The 21,006-nt window shown below is 41.4% G+C and carries 13 protein-coding genes, 28 tRNA genes and 3 rRNA genes; 41 read left to right on the plus strand and 3 right to left on the minus strand.

Going from position 1 to position 21,006, the window contains the following annotated elements:
• The first annotated feature begins 12 nt into the window (after positions 1-12).
• From recX to MUA90_RS05315, 4 genes are read left to right on the plus strand one after another with little or no spacing between them, the layout of a single operon-like run.
• Positions 13-816: a recombination regulator RecX gene (gene recX / locus MUA90_RS05300; RefSeq protein ID WP_114603044.1), complete on the plus strand. Its 804-nt coding sequence runs from the start codon at positions 13-15 to the stop codon at positions 814-816.
• Positions 809-1,123, plus strand: a complete 315-nt coding sequence (locus tag MUA90_RS05305) for a YfhH family protein (RefSeq protein ID WP_114603045.1) — start codon at positions 809-811, stop codon at positions 1,121-1,123. The genes recX and MUA90_RS05305 overlap by 8 nt, the downstream gene beginning before the upstream one ends.
• Before the next feature lie 15 nt (positions 1,124-1,138).
• Complete coding sequence (locus tag MUA90_RS05310) at positions 1,139-2,662, plus strand: ATP-binding cassette domain-containing protein (RefSeq protein WP_262588603.1); 1,524 nt, start codon at positions 1,139-1,141, stop codon at positions 2,660-2,662.
• A 10-nt stretch (positions 2,663-2,672) separates the two neighbouring features.
• Complete coding sequence (locus MUA90_RS05315) at positions 2,673-3,512, plus strand: hypothetical protein (protein ID WP_262588604.1); 840 nt, start codon at positions 2,673-2,675, stop codon at positions 3,510-3,512.
• A 63-nt stretch (positions 3,513-3,575) separates the two neighbouring features.
• On the opposite strand, the gene MUA90_RS05320 is transcribed toward MUA90_RS05315, so the two are convergent.
• Positions 3,576-4,559 (minus strand): metal-dependent hydrolase, encoded by a 984-nt coding sequence (locus MUA90_RS05320; RefSeq protein ID WP_105994281.1) that lies wholly within the window; start codon positions 4,557-4,559, stop codon positions 3,576-3,578.
• Between the two features lie 118 nt (positions 4,560-4,677).
• On the opposite strand from MUA90_RS05320, the gene mutY reads away from it, so the two are divergent.
• From mutY to MUA90_RS05335, 3 genes are all read left to right on the plus strand, one after another.
• Positions 4,678-5,724, plus strand: a complete 1,047-nt coding sequence (mutY, locus tag MUA90_RS05325; RefSeq protein ID WP_262588605.1) for an A/G-specific adenine glycosylase — start codon at positions 4,678-4,680, stop codon at positions 5,722-5,724.
• 72 nt (positions 5,725-5,796) lie between these two features.
• Positions 5,797-6,339 (plus strand): nucleoside tri-diphosphate phosphatase, encoded by a 543-nt coding sequence (locus MUA90_RS05330; protein WP_262588606.1) that lies wholly within the window; start codon positions 5,797-5,799, stop codon positions 6,337-6,339.
• A gap of 161 nt (positions 6,340-6,500) precedes the next feature.
• Positions 6,501-8,240 (plus strand): ABC transporter ATP-binding protein, encoded by a 1,740-nt coding sequence (locus MUA90_RS05335; RefSeq protein WP_262588607.1) that lies wholly within the window; start codon positions 6,501-6,503, stop codon positions 8,238-8,240.
• Positions 8,241-8,286: 46 nt separating this feature from the next.
• Here MUA90_RS05335 and MUA90_RS05340 read toward each other — a convergent pair whose 3' ends face one another.
• Positions 8,287-9,387: an FUSC family protein gene (locus MUA90_RS05340; protein ID WP_262588608.1), complete on the minus strand. Its 1,101-nt coding sequence runs from the start codon at positions 9,385-9,387 to the stop codon at positions 8,287-8,289.
• A 110-nt stretch (positions 9,388-9,497) separates the two neighbouring features.
• Positions 9,498-10,787 (minus strand): glutamate-1-semialdehyde 2,1-aminomutase, encoded by a 1,290-nt coding sequence (locus tag MUA90_RS05345; protein WP_114603051.1) that lies wholly within the window; start codon positions 10,785-10,787, stop codon positions 9,498-9,500.
• An 81-nt stretch (positions 10,788-10,868) separates the two neighbouring features.
• Between MUA90_RS05345 and bcp the strand changes: the two genes are divergently transcribed.
• The 34 genes from bcp (at position 10,869) to MUA90_RS05515 (ending at position 20,872) form a co-directional block, all read left to right on the plus strand.
• Entirely contained in the window at positions 10,869-11,324 is a 456-nt protein-coding gene (gene bcp, locus MUA90_RS05350; RefSeq protein WP_105994287.1) for a thioredoxin-dependent thiol peroxidase, read from the plus strand.
• Between the two features lie 5 nt (positions 11,325-11,329).
• Positions 11,330-12,280, plus strand: a complete 951-nt coding sequence (locus MUA90_RS05355; RefSeq protein WP_262588609.1) for a phosphoglycerate dehydrogenase — start codon at positions 11,330-11,332, stop codon at positions 12,278-12,280.
• A gap of 93 nt (positions 12,281-12,373) precedes the next feature.
• Positions 12,374-12,826, plus strand: a complete 453-nt coding sequence (gene perR, locus MUA90_RS05360) for a peroxide-responsive transcriptional repressor PerR (RefSeq protein WP_114603054.1) — start codon at positions 12,374-12,376, stop codon at positions 12,824-12,826.
• A gap of 658 nt (positions 12,827-13,484) precedes the next feature.
• Positions 13,485-15,037 (plus strand): 16S ribosomal RNA (locus tag MUA90_RS05365).
• A 96-nt stretch (positions 15,038-15,133) separates the two neighbouring features.
• Positions 15,134-15,210: transfer RNA gene (locus MUA90_RS05370), tRNA-Ile, on the plus strand.
• A 15-nt stretch (positions 15,211-15,225) separates the two neighbouring features.
• Positions 15,226-15,301 (plus strand) — tRNA-Ala (locus MUA90_RS05375).
• A gap of 154 nt (positions 15,302-15,455) precedes the next feature.
• Positions 15,456-18,381 (plus strand): 23S ribosomal RNA (locus tag MUA90_RS05380).
• A 71-nt stretch (positions 18,382-18,452) separates the two neighbouring features.
• Positions 18,453-18,567: ribosomal RNA gene (gene rrf, locus MUA90_RS05385) — 5S ribosomal RNA — on the plus strand.
• Together the 16S, 23S and 5S rRNA genes with 28 tRNA genes alongside form the textbook arrangement of a ribosomal RNA operon.
• Positions 18,568-18,580: 13 nt before the next feature.
• Positions 18,581-18,656 (plus strand) — tRNA-Val (locus MUA90_RS05390).
• An 8-nt stretch (positions 18,657-18,664) separates the two neighbouring features.
• Positions 18,665-18,740, plus strand: a tRNA-Thr gene (locus tag MUA90_RS05395).
• A gap of 5 nt (positions 18,741-18,745) precedes the next feature.
• A tRNA-Lys gene (locus tag MUA90_RS05400) sits at positions 18,746-18,821 on the plus strand.
• Positions 18,822-18,828: 7 nt separating this feature from the next.
• Positions 18,829-18,910: transfer RNA gene (locus tag MUA90_RS05405), tRNA-Leu, on the plus strand.
• Positions 18,911-18,915: 5 nt separating this feature from the next.
• Positions 18,916-18,990 (plus strand) — tRNA-Gly (locus tag MUA90_RS05410).
• 7 nt (positions 18,991-18,997) lie between these two features.
• Positions 18,998-19,086, plus strand: a tRNA-Leu gene (locus MUA90_RS05415).
• A gap of 10 nt (positions 19,087-19,096) precedes the next feature.
• Positions 19,097-19,170, plus strand: a tRNA-Arg gene (locus tag MUA90_RS05420).
• A gap of 11 nt (positions 19,171-19,181) precedes the next feature.
• A tRNA-Pro gene (locus tag MUA90_RS05425) sits at positions 19,182-19,255 on the plus strand.
• Positions 19,256-19,274: 19 nt separating this feature from the next.
• Positions 19,275-19,350: transfer RNA gene (locus MUA90_RS05430), tRNA-Ala, on the plus strand.
• 33 nt (positions 19,351-19,383) lie between these two features.
• Positions 19,384-19,457, plus strand: a tRNA-Met gene (locus tag MUA90_RS05435).
• Between the two features lie 27 nt (positions 19,458-19,484).
• A tRNA-Ile gene (locus MUA90_RS05440) sits at positions 19,485-19,558 on the plus strand.
• A gap of 11 nt (positions 19,559-19,569) precedes the next feature.
• Positions 19,570-19,662, plus strand: a tRNA-Ser gene (locus MUA90_RS05445).
• An 18-nt stretch (positions 19,663-19,680) separates the two neighbouring features.
• A tRNA-Met gene (locus MUA90_RS05450) sits at positions 19,681-19,754 on the plus strand.
• A 12-nt stretch (positions 19,755-19,766) separates the two neighbouring features.
• Positions 19,767-19,842, plus strand: a tRNA-Asp gene (locus MUA90_RS05455).
• Between the two features lie 17 nt (positions 19,843-19,859).
• Positions 19,860-19,932 (plus strand) — tRNA-Phe (locus tag MUA90_RS05460).
• Between the two features lie 5 nt (positions 19,933-19,937).
• Positions 19,938-20,013: transfer RNA gene (locus MUA90_RS05465), tRNA-Thr, on the plus strand.
• A gap of 5 nt (positions 20,014-20,018) precedes the next feature.
• Positions 20,019-20,102: transfer RNA gene (locus MUA90_RS05470), tRNA-Tyr, on the plus strand.
• A 12-nt stretch (positions 20,103-20,114) separates the two neighbouring features.
• A tRNA-Trp gene (locus tag MUA90_RS05475) sits at positions 20,115-20,188 on the plus strand.
• Between the two features lie 2 nt (positions 20,189-20,190).
• Positions 20,191-20,263, plus strand: a tRNA-His gene (locus MUA90_RS05480).
• Between the two features lie 12 nt (positions 20,264-20,275).
• A tRNA-Gln gene (locus MUA90_RS05485) sits at positions 20,276-20,347 on the plus strand.
• Positions 20,348-20,356: 9 nt separating this feature from the next.
• Positions 20,357-20,431, plus strand: a tRNA-Cys gene (locus tag MUA90_RS05490).
• Between the two features lie 11 nt (positions 20,432-20,442).
• Positions 20,443-20,517 (plus strand) — tRNA-Gly (locus MUA90_RS05495).
• A 13-nt stretch (positions 20,518-20,530) separates the two neighbouring features.
• Positions 20,531-20,605: transfer RNA gene (locus MUA90_RS05500), tRNA-Gly, on the plus strand.
• A gap of 12 nt (positions 20,606-20,617) precedes the next feature.
• Positions 20,618-20,692: transfer RNA gene (locus tag MUA90_RS05505), tRNA-Gly, on the plus strand.
• Positions 20,693-20,706: 14 nt separating this feature from the next.
• Positions 20,707-20,781: transfer RNA gene (locus MUA90_RS05510), tRNA-Gly, on the plus strand.
• A gap of 6 nt (positions 20,782-20,787) precedes the next feature.
• Positions 20,788-20,872, plus strand: a tRNA-Leu gene (locus tag MUA90_RS05515).
• Positions 20,873-21,006: the final 134 nt, after the last annotated feature.

Genomic DNA, 21,006 nt, shown 5'->3' on the forward strand with positions numbered 1-21,006 from the left:
TGAGGTGAGACAATGCCTAAGATTACTATGATTGAAGTTCAAAAGAAAAATAAAGAACGCTTCAACTTATTTTTAGATGGTGCCTTTGAAATGGGTATTGATATGGATACTTTGGTACATTTTAATTTGAAAAAAGGTGATGTCCTCACCGCTGAAGATATGATGCATATTCAAAAATATGAACATTACCGTTTAGGTCTGCATCACGCTGTCGCTTATCTGTCTTACCGCAAAAGAACAGAACAAGAAGTTGTGCAGCATTTGGAAAAACATGAAATCAATGAAACAGCTATTGCAGAAGTCATTGCCTATTGTCATAAAGAAGGCTATATCGACCATGAAGATTATGCGGAAAGCTTGAAAAACACTATGATTCGCACCACAGACAAAGGCCCTGAAATTTATAAGCAAAAACTATATAAAGCCGGCATTGAAAAAGCATTGATTGAAGATTACGGGGAACGTTACGAACAAGAACAGCCGCTTGAGGATGTTATTGCGCTTGCGGATAAGCTGATGCATCAGAAAAAAGGGCCGATGAAACGCCGTTCAGATAAAGTGAAACAATCACTGCTTCAAAAGGGCTATTCATTCGAGATTGTCAATGAAGCGATGCAAGCATTGGATTTCGAACCAGATGCGGATGAAGTCGATACATTGCTTCAAAAGGAATTAGAAAAAGTATATCGAAAGAACGAACGCAAATACAGCGGACAGCAGCTTGTTATGAAAACGACAGAAGCACTTCTCAGAAAAGGCTATGAGTATGATACAATTAAAGATAAATTAAGAGAAAGCGGGATTAGTGATGACTGAGAAAAGTTTAAGCGATATGACAAAAAGCGAAATTTTAAATGAAATACAAAAGTATAAAGAAAAGATGCGTAAAGCAGAAATGAATGGAATCTTAAATGAGTATGATGTTTACCGTACAAAAGTCATCATAGCTGAAAGTTATTTAGTAGATAAAGATAAAATTGAATTCGGTAAAATTTATGAATTGAATGACGGTACCAAACGTTATATGCGTGTAGATCGTTTTAAAGGTGTCTTTGCTTGGGGGAAAATCCTGCACAGCGGGCAAAGCGAACAAGGCATCCCAGTCGCATTATTAAAACTTTAGAAGGATGTAGGTTAAATGGCGAGTTCAATTGTATTAAAATTACTGAATATCACACACTATTATCGAAAAAAGAATAGAAAAAAATGGTATCTCCCATATGGTTATGATGCTGAAGATATTGAGTTGAACAATGTCTCTCTGCACCTTTATCAAGGAGAGTCGCTTGGAATTATCGGAGAACCGGGCGCTTCAAAAACGTTAATCGGCAGAATTTTAGCAGGTGAAGTCAAACCGGATAAGGGGCGTATCAAACGTAATGGCAGTTTATATTTCGGGGACATTGAAGATAAACATCTGCACGAAGAAACGGTCTCAGCCTTTGTTCAAAATGCAGTCGAATTATTTACATACTCTGTGAACGAACATAAAGTGGAACAAATATTGCGTTATGCAGATTTGTTTGAATTAAAAGATAAAGTTGTTTATCAATTAACCGATCAGCAATATGCCCAGCTTATCGTCAGCTTGGCACGCACTTCAAAAGCAGACATCATCATTTTCAACCACGTTTTGCATTATTTAGACGAAGCCTTTTTGAAAAAAGCCTCTAAGTTATCGCAAGACTACATAGATGATGAAAAGACCATGATTACAATCGATGATAACCTGAATGTGATTCAAACGATATGCAACTATGCAGTGTGGATTTCTCATGGCCAATTACGTATGGAAGGACCGTTGAGCAGAGTCTTGCCTGCGTTTAAAGAACATGAGCGTGATCGTCAATCGTTAAAAACAGAAGAAGAAAAAGCACATTTTGATGTGGATTGGAAAAAGAAACGTACGCGCATTCCGGAAATGACTTATAACTTTAAGCGTGTAGAGCGGTATAAACATGCAAAACCGACACCTTTCTTAGCGCGTGTAATTGGATGGAGTATTGTCTTATTAGTCGGCTTCGTGTTCATGGCTGTGCTGTTATTCAATAATTTAGGTATTGTCCATTTTGCACAGAACACAGAACAAAGCAAATTGCAATCGAATCAAAAAGGTGTCTTCAACGAAACTTTAACGTACGGCTTAGTGACCAAAAATAATTTGGAAGTCAAAGGGGAAGGCAATACAAAGCTCAACTTGCCGAAATATGCGTTTGTGACAATCATTGGAGAAAATGATAATAACTATAAAATTGTCGTCGATGACAAAGAATATGTAACAGGCAAAAATAAACTGTATCATTTCAATCCGGCAGCGCTTTATGAACGCCACAGCAAATCGACATTAGAAGATTATATGAAAGACAGTTATATCAACTATGTGGATTTCTATAACAGCCATATCGGCCAATCACATAAGAAAGCAGTTAAAAGTTTAGTACCTGAAAAGGATCAGCGTTTTGTCGCACCTGTCACGCAGCAGCCGGTGGATTTATTGTTTAATGATTCCGATCATTTAACTGGATTTGTATTCCCGATTGTTGAAAAAGACAAATTGAAAGATAAATTCGGAATTCAAGGCGATTACTGGGTAACGAAATCAGGTAAAGGCTACTTCATTGCGGACATGAAAGATAATAAATGGATTTATATAGAATTGTAGGTGAGACGAAATGTTAGATAAAATCATAAATTTTTACTATAGCTTGCCTCAAATGCTGAGACATTTAAGCGGCAGTTTGAAGCGGAATTGGAAATGGTTTGTCATTCCGCTGGGCTGTTCTATAATTTTATTGCTTCTGATGCTTCTGATGTTGAAGCTTAATAATTCGACAGAAGAAACACAAGCCGTATGGTATTACCGCTATATTGGTTTCATTACATTATCTTGGACACTTGTCACATTGTACTTTAATACAATGCGCTACCGCAGAGATTATTATGAGTATAAGAACTTTGATTATGTGACATCGTTTAAAAGTATTATCTATACTGTCATCTTCTCAATCGGTTTATTGCTTTCAATTGCGCTTGTCGTACTTGTAAAACCTGTGAATTTAGACAGTTCATTTTGGGCCATCGGTTTCTACTGGGTAATGTGGATGTTGTTTGTTATCTTGGTTTCTCAAGTGTTAGGATTAATCCGTATGATCAGCAACTACAAAGTATTTGATATAACAATGTATGTTTGTTTTGCAGTGATGTTCTTTATCGTGCCGATTATCTTTATTCCGAATGAACATAAGACATGGTGGATGCATATTCTTATGCTGAATCCGTTGTTTTACTTAGTTTCTGGTATTGAAGAAGCGGTGATTATCGGTATTAACAGTTTAGGCAATATACCTTATCACTTTTTCTTTATTGTCTGGTTAGGTATTTGGAGTCTGTTGCTATATATTTTAAGACCGCATATTGCTTATGAAAAATTCAGAATGACAACGCATCGTTCGATTCATTTGAAAAATACAGCAGAACCTGACAAAGTAAAAGAAAATAATTTCGATCATTAAGAGATTGAATATAAAAACGAGAATGAAAATGTCGTTTGAACATTTTCATTCTCGTTATTTTCTTTAGTGTGCATAAAGTTTTTTCATTAATTTCTGTTCGCTGAAGACCCAGCCCGTATAAGAATGTGTAATCTCTAGGTTTTTATCTAAATGTACAATGGCCACAAAGGAATAGTGGTCTTTATTGAGATAGCGTAAGTCGATAAAACGGACTTCTTGGATATTATCGCTTAGTTGGCGCGTATCCCATCTGTAAATAGATGAAAAGTTTAGAAAGGCTTTGACATTCGGATCATTGCGCAGTACACGCATTAATGATTCTTCTGGGAAAGGCTGGCGTTTTACTTTGTCCGCAAAGACTACGTTTGTTCCGTAACTGCGGCCCACATAGTCATGTGTTTCTGTTTGTACAGCGACACGCCATTCCATAAATTTCATAGTAGGTGCCACAAACACTTTGACGAGATGTGCTTTATCTTGACTGCTGACCATACGCAATACACGTTTTTTGATAGACGCTCGGAAGATAAAGCGTACAATGTAATAAATCACCAAGATGATAAAGATTGGAATATACACTAAAAATGCATTAAATCCTAATGCCCAGAATACAATACCGAGACACCATAAGATAAAGATGTATGGGTCGAATGTATTGATGACACTTAATTGTATCCACTTGTTTGAAAACGGCCGCAATGCTTGTGTGCCGTATGAGTTGAATATATCAACAAACACATGCAGGAAGACCGCAAGTTGTGCCCACAGCCAAATATGCAGCGGATTAATATGGCTGAAGAATGTGAAGACCAGCAAGGTAATCAAAATCGGCCATAAAATTGTGAAAGGGATTGAATGTGTTATCCCTCTATGATTAGATATATAAGCAGCGTTATTTTTCAATTTTAATACAGTATCACTGTCAGGAATCAATGAACCGGCGATTAAAGTCGTCGCTGCTGCACCGAATTGATCTGACAGGGCAGGGTCATGCATCGCTAATGCTGTTAGGCCGATACCCATGACAATATGTGTTCCTGTATCCATAATAGTTCACTCATTTCAAATATTCTTACATATAGTATAAAACATATTACGTAATAACAAAATAAATCCAACTGAAATATATGAGTTAAAAGCAAATAAAAAGGAGCGTCTAAAAGATATGCTGGACCAGAATTCATTTAAAAAAGACTTGCTTTCATGGTTTGATGAAAACCAAAGAGCTATGCCATGGCGCGAAACTACGAATCCTTATTATATTTGGATCAGCGAAGTCATGCTGCAGCAGACACAAGTGAAAACAGTCATTGATTATTATCATCGCTTTACAGAGCGGTTCCCGACAGTAGCGGATTTAAGCGAGGCCCATCAAGACGAAGTATTGAAGTATTGGGAAGGTCTCGGTTATTACAGCCGTGCACGCAACTTCCATCATGCTATCCAAGAAGTACAAACGAAATATAACGGCCAAGTCCCGAGCAATCCTGATTTATTTAAGCAGCTTAAAGGTGTCGGACCGTATACACAAGCTGCTGTGATGAGTATTGCTTTCGACTTGCCGCTGCCGACAGTAGACGGCAATGTCTTTCGTGTATGGTCGCGCTTGAATAATGACTTCAGTGATACAACTAAACAGTCAGTAAGAAAGAAATTCGAGGACGAATTGCGTCCGTATGTAGCGACACAAGCAGGACAATTCAACCAAGCCATGATGGAATTAGGTGCTTTAATCTGTACGCCTAAATCACCGCTTTGTTTATTATGTCCGGTGCAATCGCATTGTGAAGCACTAGAAAAAGGTACGGTTGATGACTTGCCGGTGAAAACAAAGAAAGTCAAAAAGAAAACGATTCATCAAAATTGTTATGTCATTAAAAATAAACAAGGCGAATTATTAATCGAACAGCGGACAGAAAAGCTGCTGAATGGTATGTGGGAATTTCCGATGTATGAAGCAGCGCATAGTGAAGAAGATGTTTATGATTTATTAAAACAAGATGTTTCAATCAGTGAAGCACCGATTTTTAAATTGAAGCATCAGTTTACACACTTAACATGGGATATTAAAGTATTCAGTGTAGATGACACGATTGATGCGGATCAAGTTGAATTAGCAGAGAACTTCACATGGATGAAGTTAGAAGATAGAGATCAATTCAATTTTCCAGCGTCCATGCACAAAGTATTAGATGCGTTAGAAACTAAGTAGTCTTTTCTGAGATTAAAATAGCGTTATGTTATAATTGAGAATGTGAAAAAAAGCCAGGAGGAGGTGTGGAACATGGTAAAAGAGTCCATACCGAAAGAAGGAGAACGTATTAAAATTCAAAGTTACAAGCACGATGGCAACATTCATAGAGTTTGGTCCGAAACAACTATTTTAAAAGGGACAGACCATGTTGTGATTGGAGGCAATGACCACACACTTGTGACTGAAAGCGATGGCCGTACATGGATTACGAGAGAACCTGCGATTGTTTATTTTCATTCGGAGTATTGGTTCAATGTAATCTGTATGTTCAGAGAAGATGGTATTTATTATTATTGCAACCTCTCTTCACCGTTTGTGTGTGATGTTGAGGCATTGAAATATATTGATTATGATTTGGATATTAAAGTCTATCCGAACGGCAAATATCATTTGCTGGATGAAGATGAGTATCAGCAGCATATGCAGCAAATGAATTATCCGAAAGATATTGATGCGATTTTACGCAGAAATGTTGATATTTTACAGCAATGGATTGAACAAAAGAAAGGACCGTTTGCGCCTGACTTTATTAAAGTCTGGAGAGATCGGTATAAAAAATTAAGACAAGGCTAGTCAATAAAGCAGATTGCTTTATTACAGCTTGTGCTTTTAATTATAATAGCTATGGTATGAATAATAAGGGTTGTACGAGGCGCGGACATTGCTTCAAAAAATGTCTCGCCTCGTTGATTTATTTGTTTTCATAAAAGAAGAGAAAGGGAGGAGCTGCCTCAATGATACGCAGGTATATACAGTTTGTTAAACCGTATAAATGGCGGATAGCTGCAACCATCATTATCGGTATCATTAAATTCGGTATCCCTATGCTGATTCCATTATTAATCAAATATGTGATTGATGATGTCATTAACAATCCGAATATGAATGTCAGTGATAAGCTGAGTCATCTAGGAATTGCAATCGGGATAGCCTTCTTTATATTTGCTGTCATTCGTCCGCCTATTGAATACATGCGGCAATATTTAGCGCAATGGACGAGTAACAAAATATTATACGATATTCGTAAGCGGCTTTACGATCATTTACAAGCTTTAAGTGCACGATTTTATGCCAACAATAAAGCAGGGGAAGTTATTTCTCGTGTGATTAACGATGTTGAGCAGACCAAAGACTTTATTTTAACGGGTTTGATGAACATATGGCTAGACTGTGTGACGATTATTATCGCATTGTCTATTATGTTCTTCTTAGATGTTAAATTAACACTCGCTGCCATGGTCATTTTCCCGTTCTACATTTTAACGGTTTATTATTTCTTCGGCAGACTGCGCGGATTAACGCGTCAAAGATCACAAGCTTTAGCTGAAGTACAAGGTTTCTTGCATGAGCGTGTGCAAGGGATTTCTGTCATCAAAAGTTTTGCGATTGAAGAAAACGAAGCAAAGAACTTCGATAAGAAAAACAGCAACTTCTTGCAACGTGCGTTTAAACATACACGTTGGAACGCGTATTCGTTTGCGGCTATTAATACAGTGACTGACTTAGGCCCTATCATTGTTATAGGTGTCGGCGGTTACTTAGCAGTAACAGGTTCTATCACTGTCGGTACTTTAGCAGCCTTTGTCGGTTATTTAGAACAGCTTTTCGGACCTTTACGCCGTTTAGTTTCATCATTTACAACACTGACACAAAGTTTTGCGTCTATGGACCGTGTGTTCAATTTATTAGATGAAAAATATGATGTGAAAGATGAAGCATATGCCAAACCGTTAAATATTACAGAAGGCAATATTTCATTGAACCATGTCTCATTCAGATATAATCCGCATGCACCTAAAGTGCTGGATGATATTAATCTTGATGTACATCATGGCGAAACGGTTGCCTTTGTCGGCATGTCAGGCGGAGGAAAGTCAACGCTCATCAATTTAATCCCTCGCTTCTATGATGCGACTGAAGGTACGATAGCGATAGATGGGCATAATGTAAAAGACTTTATGTTATCTAGTTTAAGAGATCAAATCGGCCTTGTTCAGCAAGACAACATTTTATTCTCAGATACTATCAGAGAAAATATTCTCTTAGGAAAACCTGGTGCTAGTGAAGAAGAAGTGGTCGAAGCTGCTAAACTTGCAAATGCACATGAATTCATCATGAGCTTGCCAGAGGGTTATGAAACAGAAGTAGGAGAACGCGGTGTGAAATTATCAGGCGGACAAAAACAACGTATTTCCTTAGCACGTATCTTCTTAAATAACCCGCCGATTATTATTCTTGATGAAGCAACAAGTGCATTGGACTTAGAAAGTGAAGCTATTATACAAGAAGCGCTTGCGCACTTAAGCGAAAACAGAACAACATTGATTGTGGCGCACCGTTTATCTACTATTACACATGCGGATAAGATTGTAGTAGTTGAAAACGGACAAATTATCGAAACAGGTACACACCAAGAATTATTAGCAAAACAAGGTGCCTATCATCATCTATATACAATTCAAGATTTATACTAAGAAAGAGCAGAAGCTGTCTCCTTATGAGACAACTTCTGCTCTATTTTTATAAGTCTAAATCTTCATCATCGATTTCAATGTTTGAATCATCTTGGTGATATTCAAAATAACTCATTACTAAACGATCTAAATGCTCTAAATCATAGCTGAACTCTTCAATAGCTGAGATAATCTGCATGACATTTGAAATAGAGTATTCAGATGTGCCGGGATGCTCATGCAATTCATTTTTAAATGCATCCAAGAGTTCGATTTTTTGCGGTATATCAATGGGTGCTTGGAAATTCTCAAAGTCATATCTTGCTTTTTGCGCAATGCTGAACATAATCTGATCATAAGAATTCATTAAATCATCAAGCTCAAATTTAATTTGAAGTTTAAGTTTATCGCTCATGTTGTGCAAGTCGTTTTGGAAGCGGTGCATGCGACGCAAAACATCGTATGCACTTTTTGTCGTCAGGACAACTTGCTTAAAGACAATCTTCTTTCTGTTTAGTTCAAATGCATTCTTTTTTAAGAAAGTACGCTCTTCTTTATAATAATCAAAGAGCTGCTGCAAGTTATTCAAACGTTTCTTAATGCTTTTAGTATCTTCTTTTACATGGTAAAACTCAGTCGTATCATTAATTACTAATTTAATCCAAATGAAGATGTCAGATGCGACATTCATTGAATTATAGTAGAGCTTTGTTTCATATTTCGGCGGGAAGAAAGCAACGTTGACAATAAACGCACTTGAAACACCGATCATTACTAATACGAAACGATAAAACGCAGAAGCATAGAAATTACCAGTCTCTCCGCCTTGCCCCATAATAATCAGAGCTGTAACGGTAGCCAGTGTAGCCACGTGCTGGAGCTTTAATTGGAAGAGCAAAGCAATCAGCACGATAACTGTGGCGCCCATAATAATGATAGTATCACCGAAGATACTAACCATGGAGACGGATAGAAATGCACCGATTAAGTTACCTTGAAACTGTTCTTTGATTGTTTTGTATGAGCGGAATACGCTCGGCTGCATTGCAACAACTGCCCCGATTCCTGCAACTGTAGGAATACCCGCACTTTTAGGCAAAAATGACGCAATTAACATTGCCAGGATAATAGCAATACCAGTTTTAAAAATTCTTGCACCTAATTTCAAATTGTTGTGCTCCTTTATTCCTGTTTATGCACATTCATTCTCAGTTTTAATGGCAACTGAAAACAAATCGTATAATAAAGTTATACATTGAATTTGAATGATTTTCAAGTTTATTTCATTTGAGAGAAAGCATAATCAGCAGCACGTAATGTTTCTTCGATATCTTCATCTGTATGCTCAGTTGTTAAGAACCATGCTTCGAATTTAGATGGAGCTAAATTAATACCTTGGTTCAGCATAAGTTTGAAGAATTTAGCGAATGCATCACCGTCTGAGTTTTCAGCTTGTTCGTAATGTGTGACTTTCTCGTCAGTAAAGTACATAGTTAATGAACCATAGACTCTATTGATAGTAGCTGTAATGCCATGTTTTTTAATCAATTCATTTAAACCATCTTCGAGTTTTTTGCCGAGACGATTCAATTCTTCGTACACACCATCTTGTTCTAACACTTCTAATAATGCAATGCCGGCTTTCATTGATAATGGGTTGCCTGCCATTGTACCCGCTTGATATGCAGGTCCGAGCGGTGCGACTTGTTCCATAATATCTTGACGTCCGCCGTAACCGCCGATTGGCAATCCGCCGCCGACAATCTTACCGAAGGCAGTTAAGTCAGGATAGACATTTAATAAGTCTTGCGCTGCCCCGTAATGGAAACGAAATGCAGTAATGACTTCATCATAGACAACTAAACCGCCGTATTGATGAGTGATTTCATTGACTTCTTCTAGGAAACCGGGAAGCGGTTCAACCATACCGAAGTTGCCGATAATCGGTTCTACTAATACTGCTGCGATTTGATCGCCCCAATGTTCCATTGCTTCTTTATATGCTTCGATGTCATTGAAAGGTACAGTAATAACTTCTTGCGCTACACTTTTTGGTACGCCTGCTGAATCAGGAGAGCCTAATTGTGAAGGGCCGCTGCCTGCTGCAACAAGTACTAAATCTGAGTGCCCATGATATGAACCAGCAAATTTAATGATTTTATCACGGTTTGTATACGCACGTGCAACACGAATTGTAGTCATCACTGCTTCAGTACCTGAATTGACGAAACGCATTTTTTCAAGTGAAGGAATGGCTTCGCGTAATTTCTTAGCAAACTCAATTTCCAATTCAGTCGGCGTACCGAAGAGTACACCTTTCGCTGCTTGCTCTTGAATGGCTTTAGTGATGTGCGGATGTGCATGACCTGTAATAATCGGGCCGTATGCTTGCAGATAGTCGATATAACGATTGCCATCTACGTCGAATAAATATTGACCTTTACCTTCTTTCATTACTACCGGTGCACCGCCGCCAACTGCTTTAAATGAGCGGGAAGGGGAGTTGACACCGCCTAGGATATATTCATCTGACAAACTTTGAAGTCGTTCGCTTTCAGTAAAATTCATTATTTATCAACCTCTTTTAATTTAATAATTCCGCTTACTATCGTATCATATAATTAACTATAAGAAGAAAAAGGTGAGCATATGTTGAAAAAAGGAGACAAATTCCCTGAATTTGCATTAGAAAATCAAGACGGAGAAGTAATTACTAACGAAACAATCAAAGGAAGAAAAGCAATTCTTTACTTTTATCCTAGAGATAATACACCAGGATGCACAACAGAAGCTTGCGATTTCCGAGACAACATGGCAATGTTCAATGATTTAGATATTGCTGTCTATGGAATAAGCGGAGATTCTAAGAAAAAACACCAAAACTTTATCGCAAAACATGATTTAAACTTCGATTTATTAGTAGACGAAGATTATAAATTATCAGAAGCAACAGGCGTCTACCAATTGAAGAAAAGTTTTGGTAAAGAATCAATGGGCATTGTAAGAACTACTTTTATCGTTGACGAAGAAGGGGTTATCGACCATGTCATCGAGAAAGTAAAAGTTAAAGAACAAATGGATCAACTAAAAGAAATATTGGGGTGAAGCATGTGAAGGTTCTTTCATTAAATAGATTAAAAGACTCAGAGCAGTTATTGGAAGAAACTTTTCCAGAAACAGAATTCGTATTTCGTAAGAATGTAGATGAAATCAGCGAAGAGGATAAAAAAGATGCGGATATTGTGATCGGATACAGCGGCAAAGCTGATCAAGCTTTCTTCGAAGGTATGCCGAATCTTAAATTTATTGCATGGTATGCTGCGGGTGTGAACAATCTGCCGCTTGAATATCTTGCAGAGCGAGATGTTTTATTAACCAATGCATCAGGTATCCACGCAAAACAAATGAGTCAATTTGCGTTTGCATATATTCTAGACGATTATAAGCAAATGAGAGTTTCAAGACACAATCAAGATAATAAAGTGTATGATTCTAAAGTAACAGGCAGACGATTAGATGGAGATACTATCCTTATATTAGGTACAGGTAATATTCCAAAAGAAATTGCTAAACTTGCAAATGCGTTTGAAATGAAAGTGATCGGTATCAATACTACTGGTCATGAAGTAGATGGATTTGATGAAACCTATCCATTAAATGCATTAAATGAGGTATTGCCTAAAGCGGATATTATTATTAACGTTTTGCCTGAAACTGAAGATACGTACCATTTATTGAAATCAGAACAATTCGATGCAATGAAAGAAAGTGCATTGTTCATTAACATCGGAAGAGGAACGATTGCTTCCGAAGAAACGATTATTAATGCTTTAAAAGAAGACAAAATCAGACATGCTTATCTAGATGTTTTTGAAAAAGAACCTTTATCAGAGGATAGTCCTTTATATGAACTGGATAATGTGAGTATTACAGCACATATCACAGGCAATGGTAAAGAAAATTTCAATGAAGCATCGCAAATATTCATTAGGAATTTCAAACATTTTCTCAACAATGGAGATGTAGTTGAGAATAAGGTTGATTTATCTAAAGGATATTGATTAAATTAAGTGCAAACATTGACATTTCAGTGCTTCAACCGTTATATTAATATTAAGTAATAATAATTATTAAGTAGAAAGACGGTGGATTAGATGAGTGCAGAAATGGAAACTATTGAGCATCAATTAGAGGACTCTATTGCATCTTTAAGAAATGCCGGAATCAGAATTACACCGCAAAGACAAGCCATTCTAAGATTTTTGATTTCCAGTGAAACTCATCCAACAGCAGATGAAATTTATCAGGCACTGTCACCAGATTTTCCAAACATAAGTGTTGCTACGATATATAATAACTTGCGAGTGTTTAAGAAAACAGGGATTGTCAATGAATTGACTTATGGAGATGCATCCAGTCGCTTTGATTTTAATACGCATAATCACTATCACGTAATCTGCGAAAATTGCGGAAAGATCGTTGATTTTCATTATCCTCAATTACATGAAGTCGAACAGTTAGCACAACATGTAACGGGATTTAAAGTTTCTCATCACAGAATGGAAATTTACGGATTATGCCCAGAATGCCAAGAAAAAGAAGAATAAGAAATTATTACAAGGTTAACTGACCGAATGCGGAATGCATTTGGTCTTTTTTCTATATATGGGGATTTCAGCTGATCAGTAAAAAGTATATGCTGCACTTCATATTACAAGAATATGAAGTGGTGTTTACATGGGAATAATAAAAATATGTTCGAGGAAGCGGTACAATACTAGTATTACTACACACAAAGGGTGAGAGGGCATTAGGTCTATTTACACTTATACGGCAATAGTTGCTGTTGGTTGCAATCGTACGCACATTAAGTAATTTTATACAAATTTTATTAAAGAATTTTATTGACTCTTAACAGAAGACTTGATATGATGAATAGGTCGTTGAAACGGCGCAGTAAATTTAACATTGAGAAGTAAAAGTTTGAATTAAAAACTTTAACAAAGTGTAAATTTTACTATTGAAAATCAACAAAGAACATTATAGAATAGTTATTGTTGAAAAAACGAAGCCAAACATCCTTAAAAAATAATTTTAAAAAGTGCTTGACTTCAAAAATGAAAAGCGGTATAATTAATTATTGTAACGCGAAAAAATGAACATTGAAAACTGAATGATAATATGTCAACGTTAATTCCAAATTAACAAACGTTTTAAACGTTTTATAACAAATAGTTTTTATGAGCTAGTCAAACATCATAAACTTTTATGGAGAGTTTGATCCTGGCTCAGGATGAACGCTGGCGGCGTGCCTAATACATGCAAGTCGAGCGAACAGACGAGGAGCTTGCTCCTCTGACGTTAGCGGCGGACGGGTGAGTAACACGTGGGTAACCTACCTATAAGACTGGAATAACTCCGGGAAACCGGGGCTAATGCCGGATAATACATGAAACCGCATGGTTTCATGATGAAAGACGGTCTTGCTGTCACTTATAGATGGACCCGCGGCGTATTAGCTAGTTGGTAAGGTAACGGCTTACCAAGGCAACGATACGTAGCCGACCTGAGAGGGTGATCGGCCACACTGGAACTGAGACACGGTCCAGACTCCTACGGGAGGCAGCAGTAGGGAATCTTCCGCAATGGGCGAAAGCCTGACGGAGCAACGCCGCGTGAGTGATGAAGGTCTTCGGATCGTAAAACTCTGTTATTAGGGAAGAACAAGGATGTAAGTAACTGTGCATCCCTTGACGGTACCTAATCAGAAAGCCACGGCTAACTACGTGCCAGCAGCCGCGGTAATACGTAGGTGGCAAGCGTTATCCGGAATTATTGGGCGTAAAGCGCGCGTAGGCGGTTTCTTAAGTCTGATGTGAAAGCCCACGGCTCAACCGTGGAGGGTCATTGGAAACTGGGAAACTTGAGTGCAGAAGAGGAAAGTGGAATTCCATGTGTAGCGGTGAAATGCGCAGAGATATGGAGGAACACCAGTGGCGAAGGCGACTTTCTGGTCTGCAACTGACGCTGATGTGCGAAAGCGTGGGTATCAAACAGGATTAGATACCCTGGTAGTCCACGCCGTAAACGATGAGTGCTAAGTGTTAGGGGGTTTCCGCCCCTTAGTGCTGCAGCTAACGCATTAAGCACTCCGCCTGGGGAGTACGGCCGCAAGGCTGAAACTCAAAGGAATTGACGGGGACCCGCACAAGCGGTGGAGCATGTGGTTTAATTCGAAGCAACGCGAAGAACCTTACCAAATCTTGACATCCTTTGACAACTCTGGAGACAGAGCCTTCCCCTTCGGGGGGACAAAGTGACAGGTGGTGCATGGTTGTCGTCAGCTCGTGTCGTGAGATGTTGGGTTAAGTCCCGCAACGAGCGCAACCCTTAAGCTTAGTTGCCAGCATTAAGTTGGGCACTCTAAGTTGACTGCCGGTGACAAACCGGAGGAAGGTGGGGATGACGTCAAATCATCATGCCCCTTATGATTTGGGCTACACACGTGCTACAATGGACGGTACAAAGGGCAGCGAACCCGCGAGGTCAAGCAAATCCCATAAAGCCGTTTTCAGTTCGGATTGTAGTCTGCAACTCGACTACATGAAGCTGGAATCGCTAGTAATCGTAGATCAGCATGCTACGGTGAATACGTTCCCGGGTCTTGTACACACCGCCCGTCACACCACGAGAGTTTGTAACACCCGAAGCCGGTGGAGTAACCTTTTAGGAACTAGCCGTCGAAGGTGGGACAAATGATTGGGGTGAAGTCGTAACAAGGTAGCCGTATCGGAAGGTGCGGCTGGATCACCTCCTTTCTAAGGATATATTCGGAACAGTTTCGTTAGAAACTGAAATAGGAATAACGTGACATATTGTATTCAGTTTTGAATGTTTATCATTCAATTTTAAATGGGCCTATAGCTCAGCTGGTTAGAGCGCACGCCTGATAAGCGTGAGGTCGGTGGTTCGAGTCCACTTAGGCCCACCATTTAAAATTTATATTGGGGGCTTAGCTCAGCTGGGAGAGCGCCTGCTTTGCACGCAGGAGGTCAGCGGTTCGATCCCGCTAGTCTCCACCATATATATTGTACATTGAAAACTAGATAAGTAAGTAAAAATAGATTTTACCAAGCAAAACCGAGTGAATTAGAGTTTTAAAAGCTTTATTCATTTAAATGAATCGCTAGTAATCAATTGCCGATGGCAAACGATTACTCACAATATTAATAACGTGATTAAGTTATTAAGGGCGCACGGTGGATGCCTTGGCACTAGAAGCCGAAGAAGGACGTTACTAACGACGATATGCTTTGGGTAGCTGTAAGTAAGCGTTGATCCAGAGATTTCCGAATGGGGAAACCCAGCACAAGTTATGTTGTGTTATCGACATGTGAATACATAGCATGTCAGAAGGCAGACGCGGAGAACTGAAACATCTTAGTACCCGCAGGAAGAGAAAGAAAAATCGATTCCCTGAGTAGCGGCGAGCGAAACGGGAAGAGCCCAAACCTATGAGCTTGCTCATTGGGGTTGTAGGACACTCTATACGGAGTTACAAAGGAATAAATTAGACGAATCGTACTGGAAAGTTGAACCAGAGAAGGTAAGAGTCCTGTAGTCGAAAGTTTATTCTCTCTTGAGTGGATCCTGAGTACGACGGAGCACGTGAAATTCCGTCGGAATCCGGGAGGACCATCTCCCAAGGCTAAATACTCTCTAGTGACCGATAGTGAACCAGTACCGTGAGGGAAAGGTGAAAAGTACCCCGGAAGGGGAGTGAAAAAGAACTTGAAACCGTGTGCTTACAAGTAGTCAGAGCCCGTTAATGGGTGATGGCGTGCCTTTTGTAGAATGAACCGGCGAGTTACGATCTGATGCAAGGTTAAGCAGCAAATGTGGAGCCGCAGCGAAAGCGAGTCTGAATAGGGCGTTGAGTATTTGGTCGTAGACCCGAAACCAGGTGATCTACCCTTGGTCAGGTTGAAGTTCAGGTAACACTGAATGGAGGACCGAACCGACTTACGTTGAAAAGTGAGCGGATGAACTGAGGGTAGCGGAGAAATTCCAATCGAACCTGGAGATAGCTGGTTCTCTCCGAAATAGCTTTAGGGCTAGCCTCAAGTGATGATTGTTGGAGGTAGAGCACTGTTTGGACGAGGGGCCCCTCTCGGGTTACCGAATTCAGACAAACTCCGAATGCCAATCAATTTAACTTGGGAGTCAGAACGTGGGTGATAAGGTCCATGTTCGAAAGGGAAACAGCCCAGACCACCAGCTAAGGTCCCAAAATATATGTTAAGTGGCAAAGGATGTGGTATTGCCCAGACAACTAGGATGTTGGCTTAGAAGCAGCCATCATTTAAAGAGTGCGTAATAGCTCACTAGTCGAGTGACACTGCGCCGAAAATGTACCGGGGCTAAACATATTACCGAAGCTGTGGATTGTCCGTAGGACAATGGTAGGAGAGCGTTCTAAGGGCGTCGAAGCATGATCGCAAGGACATGTGGAGCGCTTAGAAGTGAGAATGCCGGTGTGAGTAGCGAAAGATGGGTGAGAATCCCATCCACCGATTGACTAAGGTTTCCAGAGGAAGGCTCGTCCGCTCTGGGTTAGTCGGGTCCTAAGCCGAGGCCGACAGGCGTAGGCGATGGATAACAGGTTGATATTCCTGTACCACCATTTATCGTTTTAAGCGATGGGGGGACACAGTAGGATAGGCGAAGCGTGCTGTTGGAGTGCACGTCCAAGCAGTGAGACTGAATGGTAGGCAAATCCGCCATTCTCAAGGTTGAGCTGTGATGGGGAGAGGAAAACATGTTTTCCTCGAGTCGTTGATTTCACACTGTCGAGAAAAGCCTCTAGCTAGATAACTGGTGCCCGTACCGCAAACCGACACAGGTAGTCAAGATGAGAATTCTAAGGTGAGCGAGAGAACTCTCGTTAAGGAACTCGGCAAAATGACCCCGTAACTTCGGGAGAAGGGGTGCTCTTTAGGGTTCACGCTCTGAAGAGCCGCAGTGAATAGGCCCAAGCGACTGTTTATCAAAAACACAGGTCTCTGCTAAACCGTAAGGTGATGTATAGGGGCTGACGCCTGCCCGGTGCTGGAAGGTTAAGAGGAGTGGTTAGCTTCTGCGAAGCTACGAATCGAAGCCCCAGTAAACGGCGGCCGTAACTATAACGGTCCTAAGGTAGCGAAATTCCTTGTCGGGTAAGTTCCGACCCGCACGAAAGGCGTAACGATTTGGGCACTGTCTCAACGAGAGACTCGGTGAAATCATAGTACCTGTGAAGATGCAGGTTACCCGCGACAGGACGGAAAGACCCCGTGGAGCTTTACTGTAGCCTGATATTGAAATTCGGCACAGCTTGTACAGGATAGGTAGGAGCCTTAGAAGCGTGAGCGCCAGCTTACGCCGAGGCGCTGGTGGGATACTACCCTAGCTGTGTTGGATTTCTAACCCGCGCCATTGATCATGGCGGGAGACAGTGTCAGGCGGGCAGTTTGACTGGGGCGGTCGCCTCCTAAAGTGTAACGGAGGCGCTCAAAGGTTCCCTCAGAATGGTTGGAAATCATTCATAGAGTGTAAAGGCATAAGGGAGCTTGACTGCGAGACCTACAAGTCGAGCAGGGTCGAAAGACGGACTTAGTGATCCGGTGGTTCCGCATGGAAGGGCCATCGCTCAACGGATAAAAGCTACCCCGGGGATAACAGGCTTATCTCCCCCAAGAGTTCACATCGACGGGGAGGTTTGGCACCTCGATGTCGGCTCATCGCATCCTGGGGCTGTAGTCGGTCCCAAGGGTTGGGCTGTTCGCCCATTAAAGCGGTACGCGAGCTGGGTTCAGAACGTCGTGAGACAGTTCGGTCCCTATCCGTCGTGGGCGTAGGAAATTTGAGAGGAGCTGTCCTTAGTACGAGAGGACCGGGATGGACATACCTCTGGTGTACCAGTTGTCGTGCCAACGGCATAGCTGGGTAGCTATGTATGGACGGGATAAGTGCTGAAAGCATCTAAGCATGAAGCCCCCCTCAAGATGAGATTTCCCAACTTCGGTTATAAGATCCCTCAAAGATGATGAGGTTAATAGGTTCGGGGTGGAAGCATAGCGATATGTGGAGCTGACGAATACTAATCGATCGAAGACTTAATCAAATTTCAAGTTTTGATTGGTTGAATTGAAATTTACTTACTATCTAGTTTTGAATGTATAATACATTCCATTGTCTGGCGACAATGGCAAAGAGGTCACACCTGTTCCCATGCCGAACACAGAAGTTAAGCTCTTTAGCGCCGATGGTAGTCGGACTTACGTTCCGCAAGAGTAGGACGTTGCCAGGCAATGTATTAAAATGGAGAATTAGCTCAGCTGGGAGAGCATCTGCCTTACAAGCAGAGGGTCGGCGGTTCGAACCCGTCATTCTCCACCATTTAAATAGCCGGCCTAGCTCAACTGGTAGAGCAACTGACTTGTAATCAGTAGGTTGGGGGTTCAAGTCCTCTGGCCGGCACCATCTCAGAGCCATTAGCTCAGTTGGTAGAGCATCTGACTTTTAATCAGAGGGTCAGAGGTTCGAATCCTCTATGGCTCACCATTTAAACGCGGGTGTGGCGGAATTGGCAGACGCACTAGACTTAGGATCTAGCGCCTTACGGCGTGGGGGTTCGACTCCCTTCACCCGCATATAAGCAGAAGTAGTTCAGCGGTAGAATACAACCTTGCCAAGGTTGGGGTCGCGGGTTCGAATCCCGTCTTCTGCTCCATTTTTTTGCCGGGGTGGCGGAACTGGCAGACGCACAGGACTTAAAATCCTGCGATAAGTGATTATCGTACCGGTTCGATTCCGGTCCTCGGCACCAATTAAATAATGCGCCCGTAGCTCAACTGGATAGAGCGTTTGACTACGGATCAAGAGGTTATGGGTTCGACTCCTATCGGGCGCGCTTTATTTCTGCGGGAAGTAGCTCAGCTTGGTAGAGCACTTGGTTTGGGACCAAGGGGTCGTAGGTTCGAATCCTGTCTTCCCGATAACCTTAGAAATTAATATGGGGGCTTAGCTCAGCTGGGAGAGCGCCTGCTTTGCACGCAGGAGGTCAGCGGTTCGATCCCGCTAGTCTCCACCATATATTTCATTACAACATAACAAACTTTACAATGGCGGTGTAGCTCAGCTGGCTAGAGCGTACGGTTCATACCCGTGAGGTCGGGGGTTCGATCCCCTCCACCGCCACTAATTATTAGGTTGTAAAATTATTTAGGACCTTTAGCTCAGTTGGTTAGAGCTAACGGCTCATAACCGTTCGGTCGCAGGTTCGAGTCCTGCAAGGTCCATATAATTTTTTGGAGGAATACCCAAGTCTGGCTGAAGGGATCGGTCTTGAAAACCGACAGGGGCTTAACGGCTCGCGGGGGTTCGAATCCCTCTTCCTCCGCCATTTATAAAATAACATTATCGCGGGATGGAGCAGTTCGGTAGCTCGTCGGGCTCATAACCCGAAGGTCGGTGGTTCAAATCCGCCTCCCGCAATTTTATTATGTTGGTCCCGTAGTGTAGCGGTTAACACGCCTGCCTGTCACGCAGGAGATCGCGGGTTCGATTCCCGTCGGGACCGCCATTCATTAATTTAATTATGGTTCAGTAGCTCAGTTGGTAGAGCAATGGATTGAAGCTCCATGTGTCGGCAGTTCGACTCTGTCCTGAACCATTTTTGCCGGCCTAGCTCAACTGGTAGAGCAACTGACTTGTAATCAGTAGGTTGGGGGTTCAAGTCCTCTGGCCGGCACCATCTCAGGAGGGGTAGCGAAGTGGCTAAACGCGGCGGACTGTAAATCCGCTCCTTCGGGTTCGGCAGTTCGAATCTGCCCCCCTCCACCATCTATTTTTAATAGGGGCATAGTTCAACGGTAGAATAGAGGTCTCCAAAACCTTTGATGTGGGTTCGATTCCTACTGCCCCTGCCATGGCGACTGTGGTGAAGTGGTTAACACATCGGATTGTGGTTCCGACATTCGTGGGTTCGATTCCCATCAGTCGCCCTTTATTATTAATGGGCTATAGCCAAGCGGTAAGGCAACGGACTTTGACTCCGTCACTCACTGGTTCGAATCCAGTTAGCCCAGTTTGCTTTTGGCGGCATAGCCAAGTGGTAAGGCCAAGGTCTGCAAAACCTTTATTCACCGGTTCAAATCCGGTTGCCGCCTCCATGAATTATTATGCGGGAGTAGTTCAACTCTTAGAACACATTCCTTCCCGGAATGAGATATAGGTGTAAATCCTATCTTCCGCTCCATATATTATTTTATGCGGGAATAGTTCAACTCTTAGAACACGTTCCTTCCCGGAACGAGGTATAGGTGTAAATCCTATTTTCCGCTCCATTTTTAATTTACGCGGGAGTAGTTCAACTCTTAGAACACGTTCCTTCCCGGAACGAGGTATAGGTGCAAATCCTATCTTCCGCTCCATATATTTTATACATGCGGGAGTAGTTCAACTCTTAGAACACATTCCTTCCCGGAATGAGATATGGGTGTAAATCCTATCTTCCGCTCCATATTATGCCGGTGTGGCGGAATTGGCAGACGCGCGGGACTCAAAATCCCGTTCCAGTCAATGGAGTGCCGGTTCGATCCCGGCCACCGGTATTTCTGTGACATCATAACCTACCAATAAACTTTAGAAACCGCATAATGACGCGGTTTCTTTTTTTAATGATTCCATAAAATACCATAAGGTTTTAAAATTTTGGACACGTTTTGGACACGTTTTTGGACACACT

Source organism: Staphylococcus sp. IVB6181 (genome assembly GCF_025561445.1).
Taxonomy (GTDB): domain Bacteria; phylum Bacillota; class Bacilli; order Staphylococcales; family Staphylococcaceae; genus Staphylococcus; species Staphylococcus simulans_B.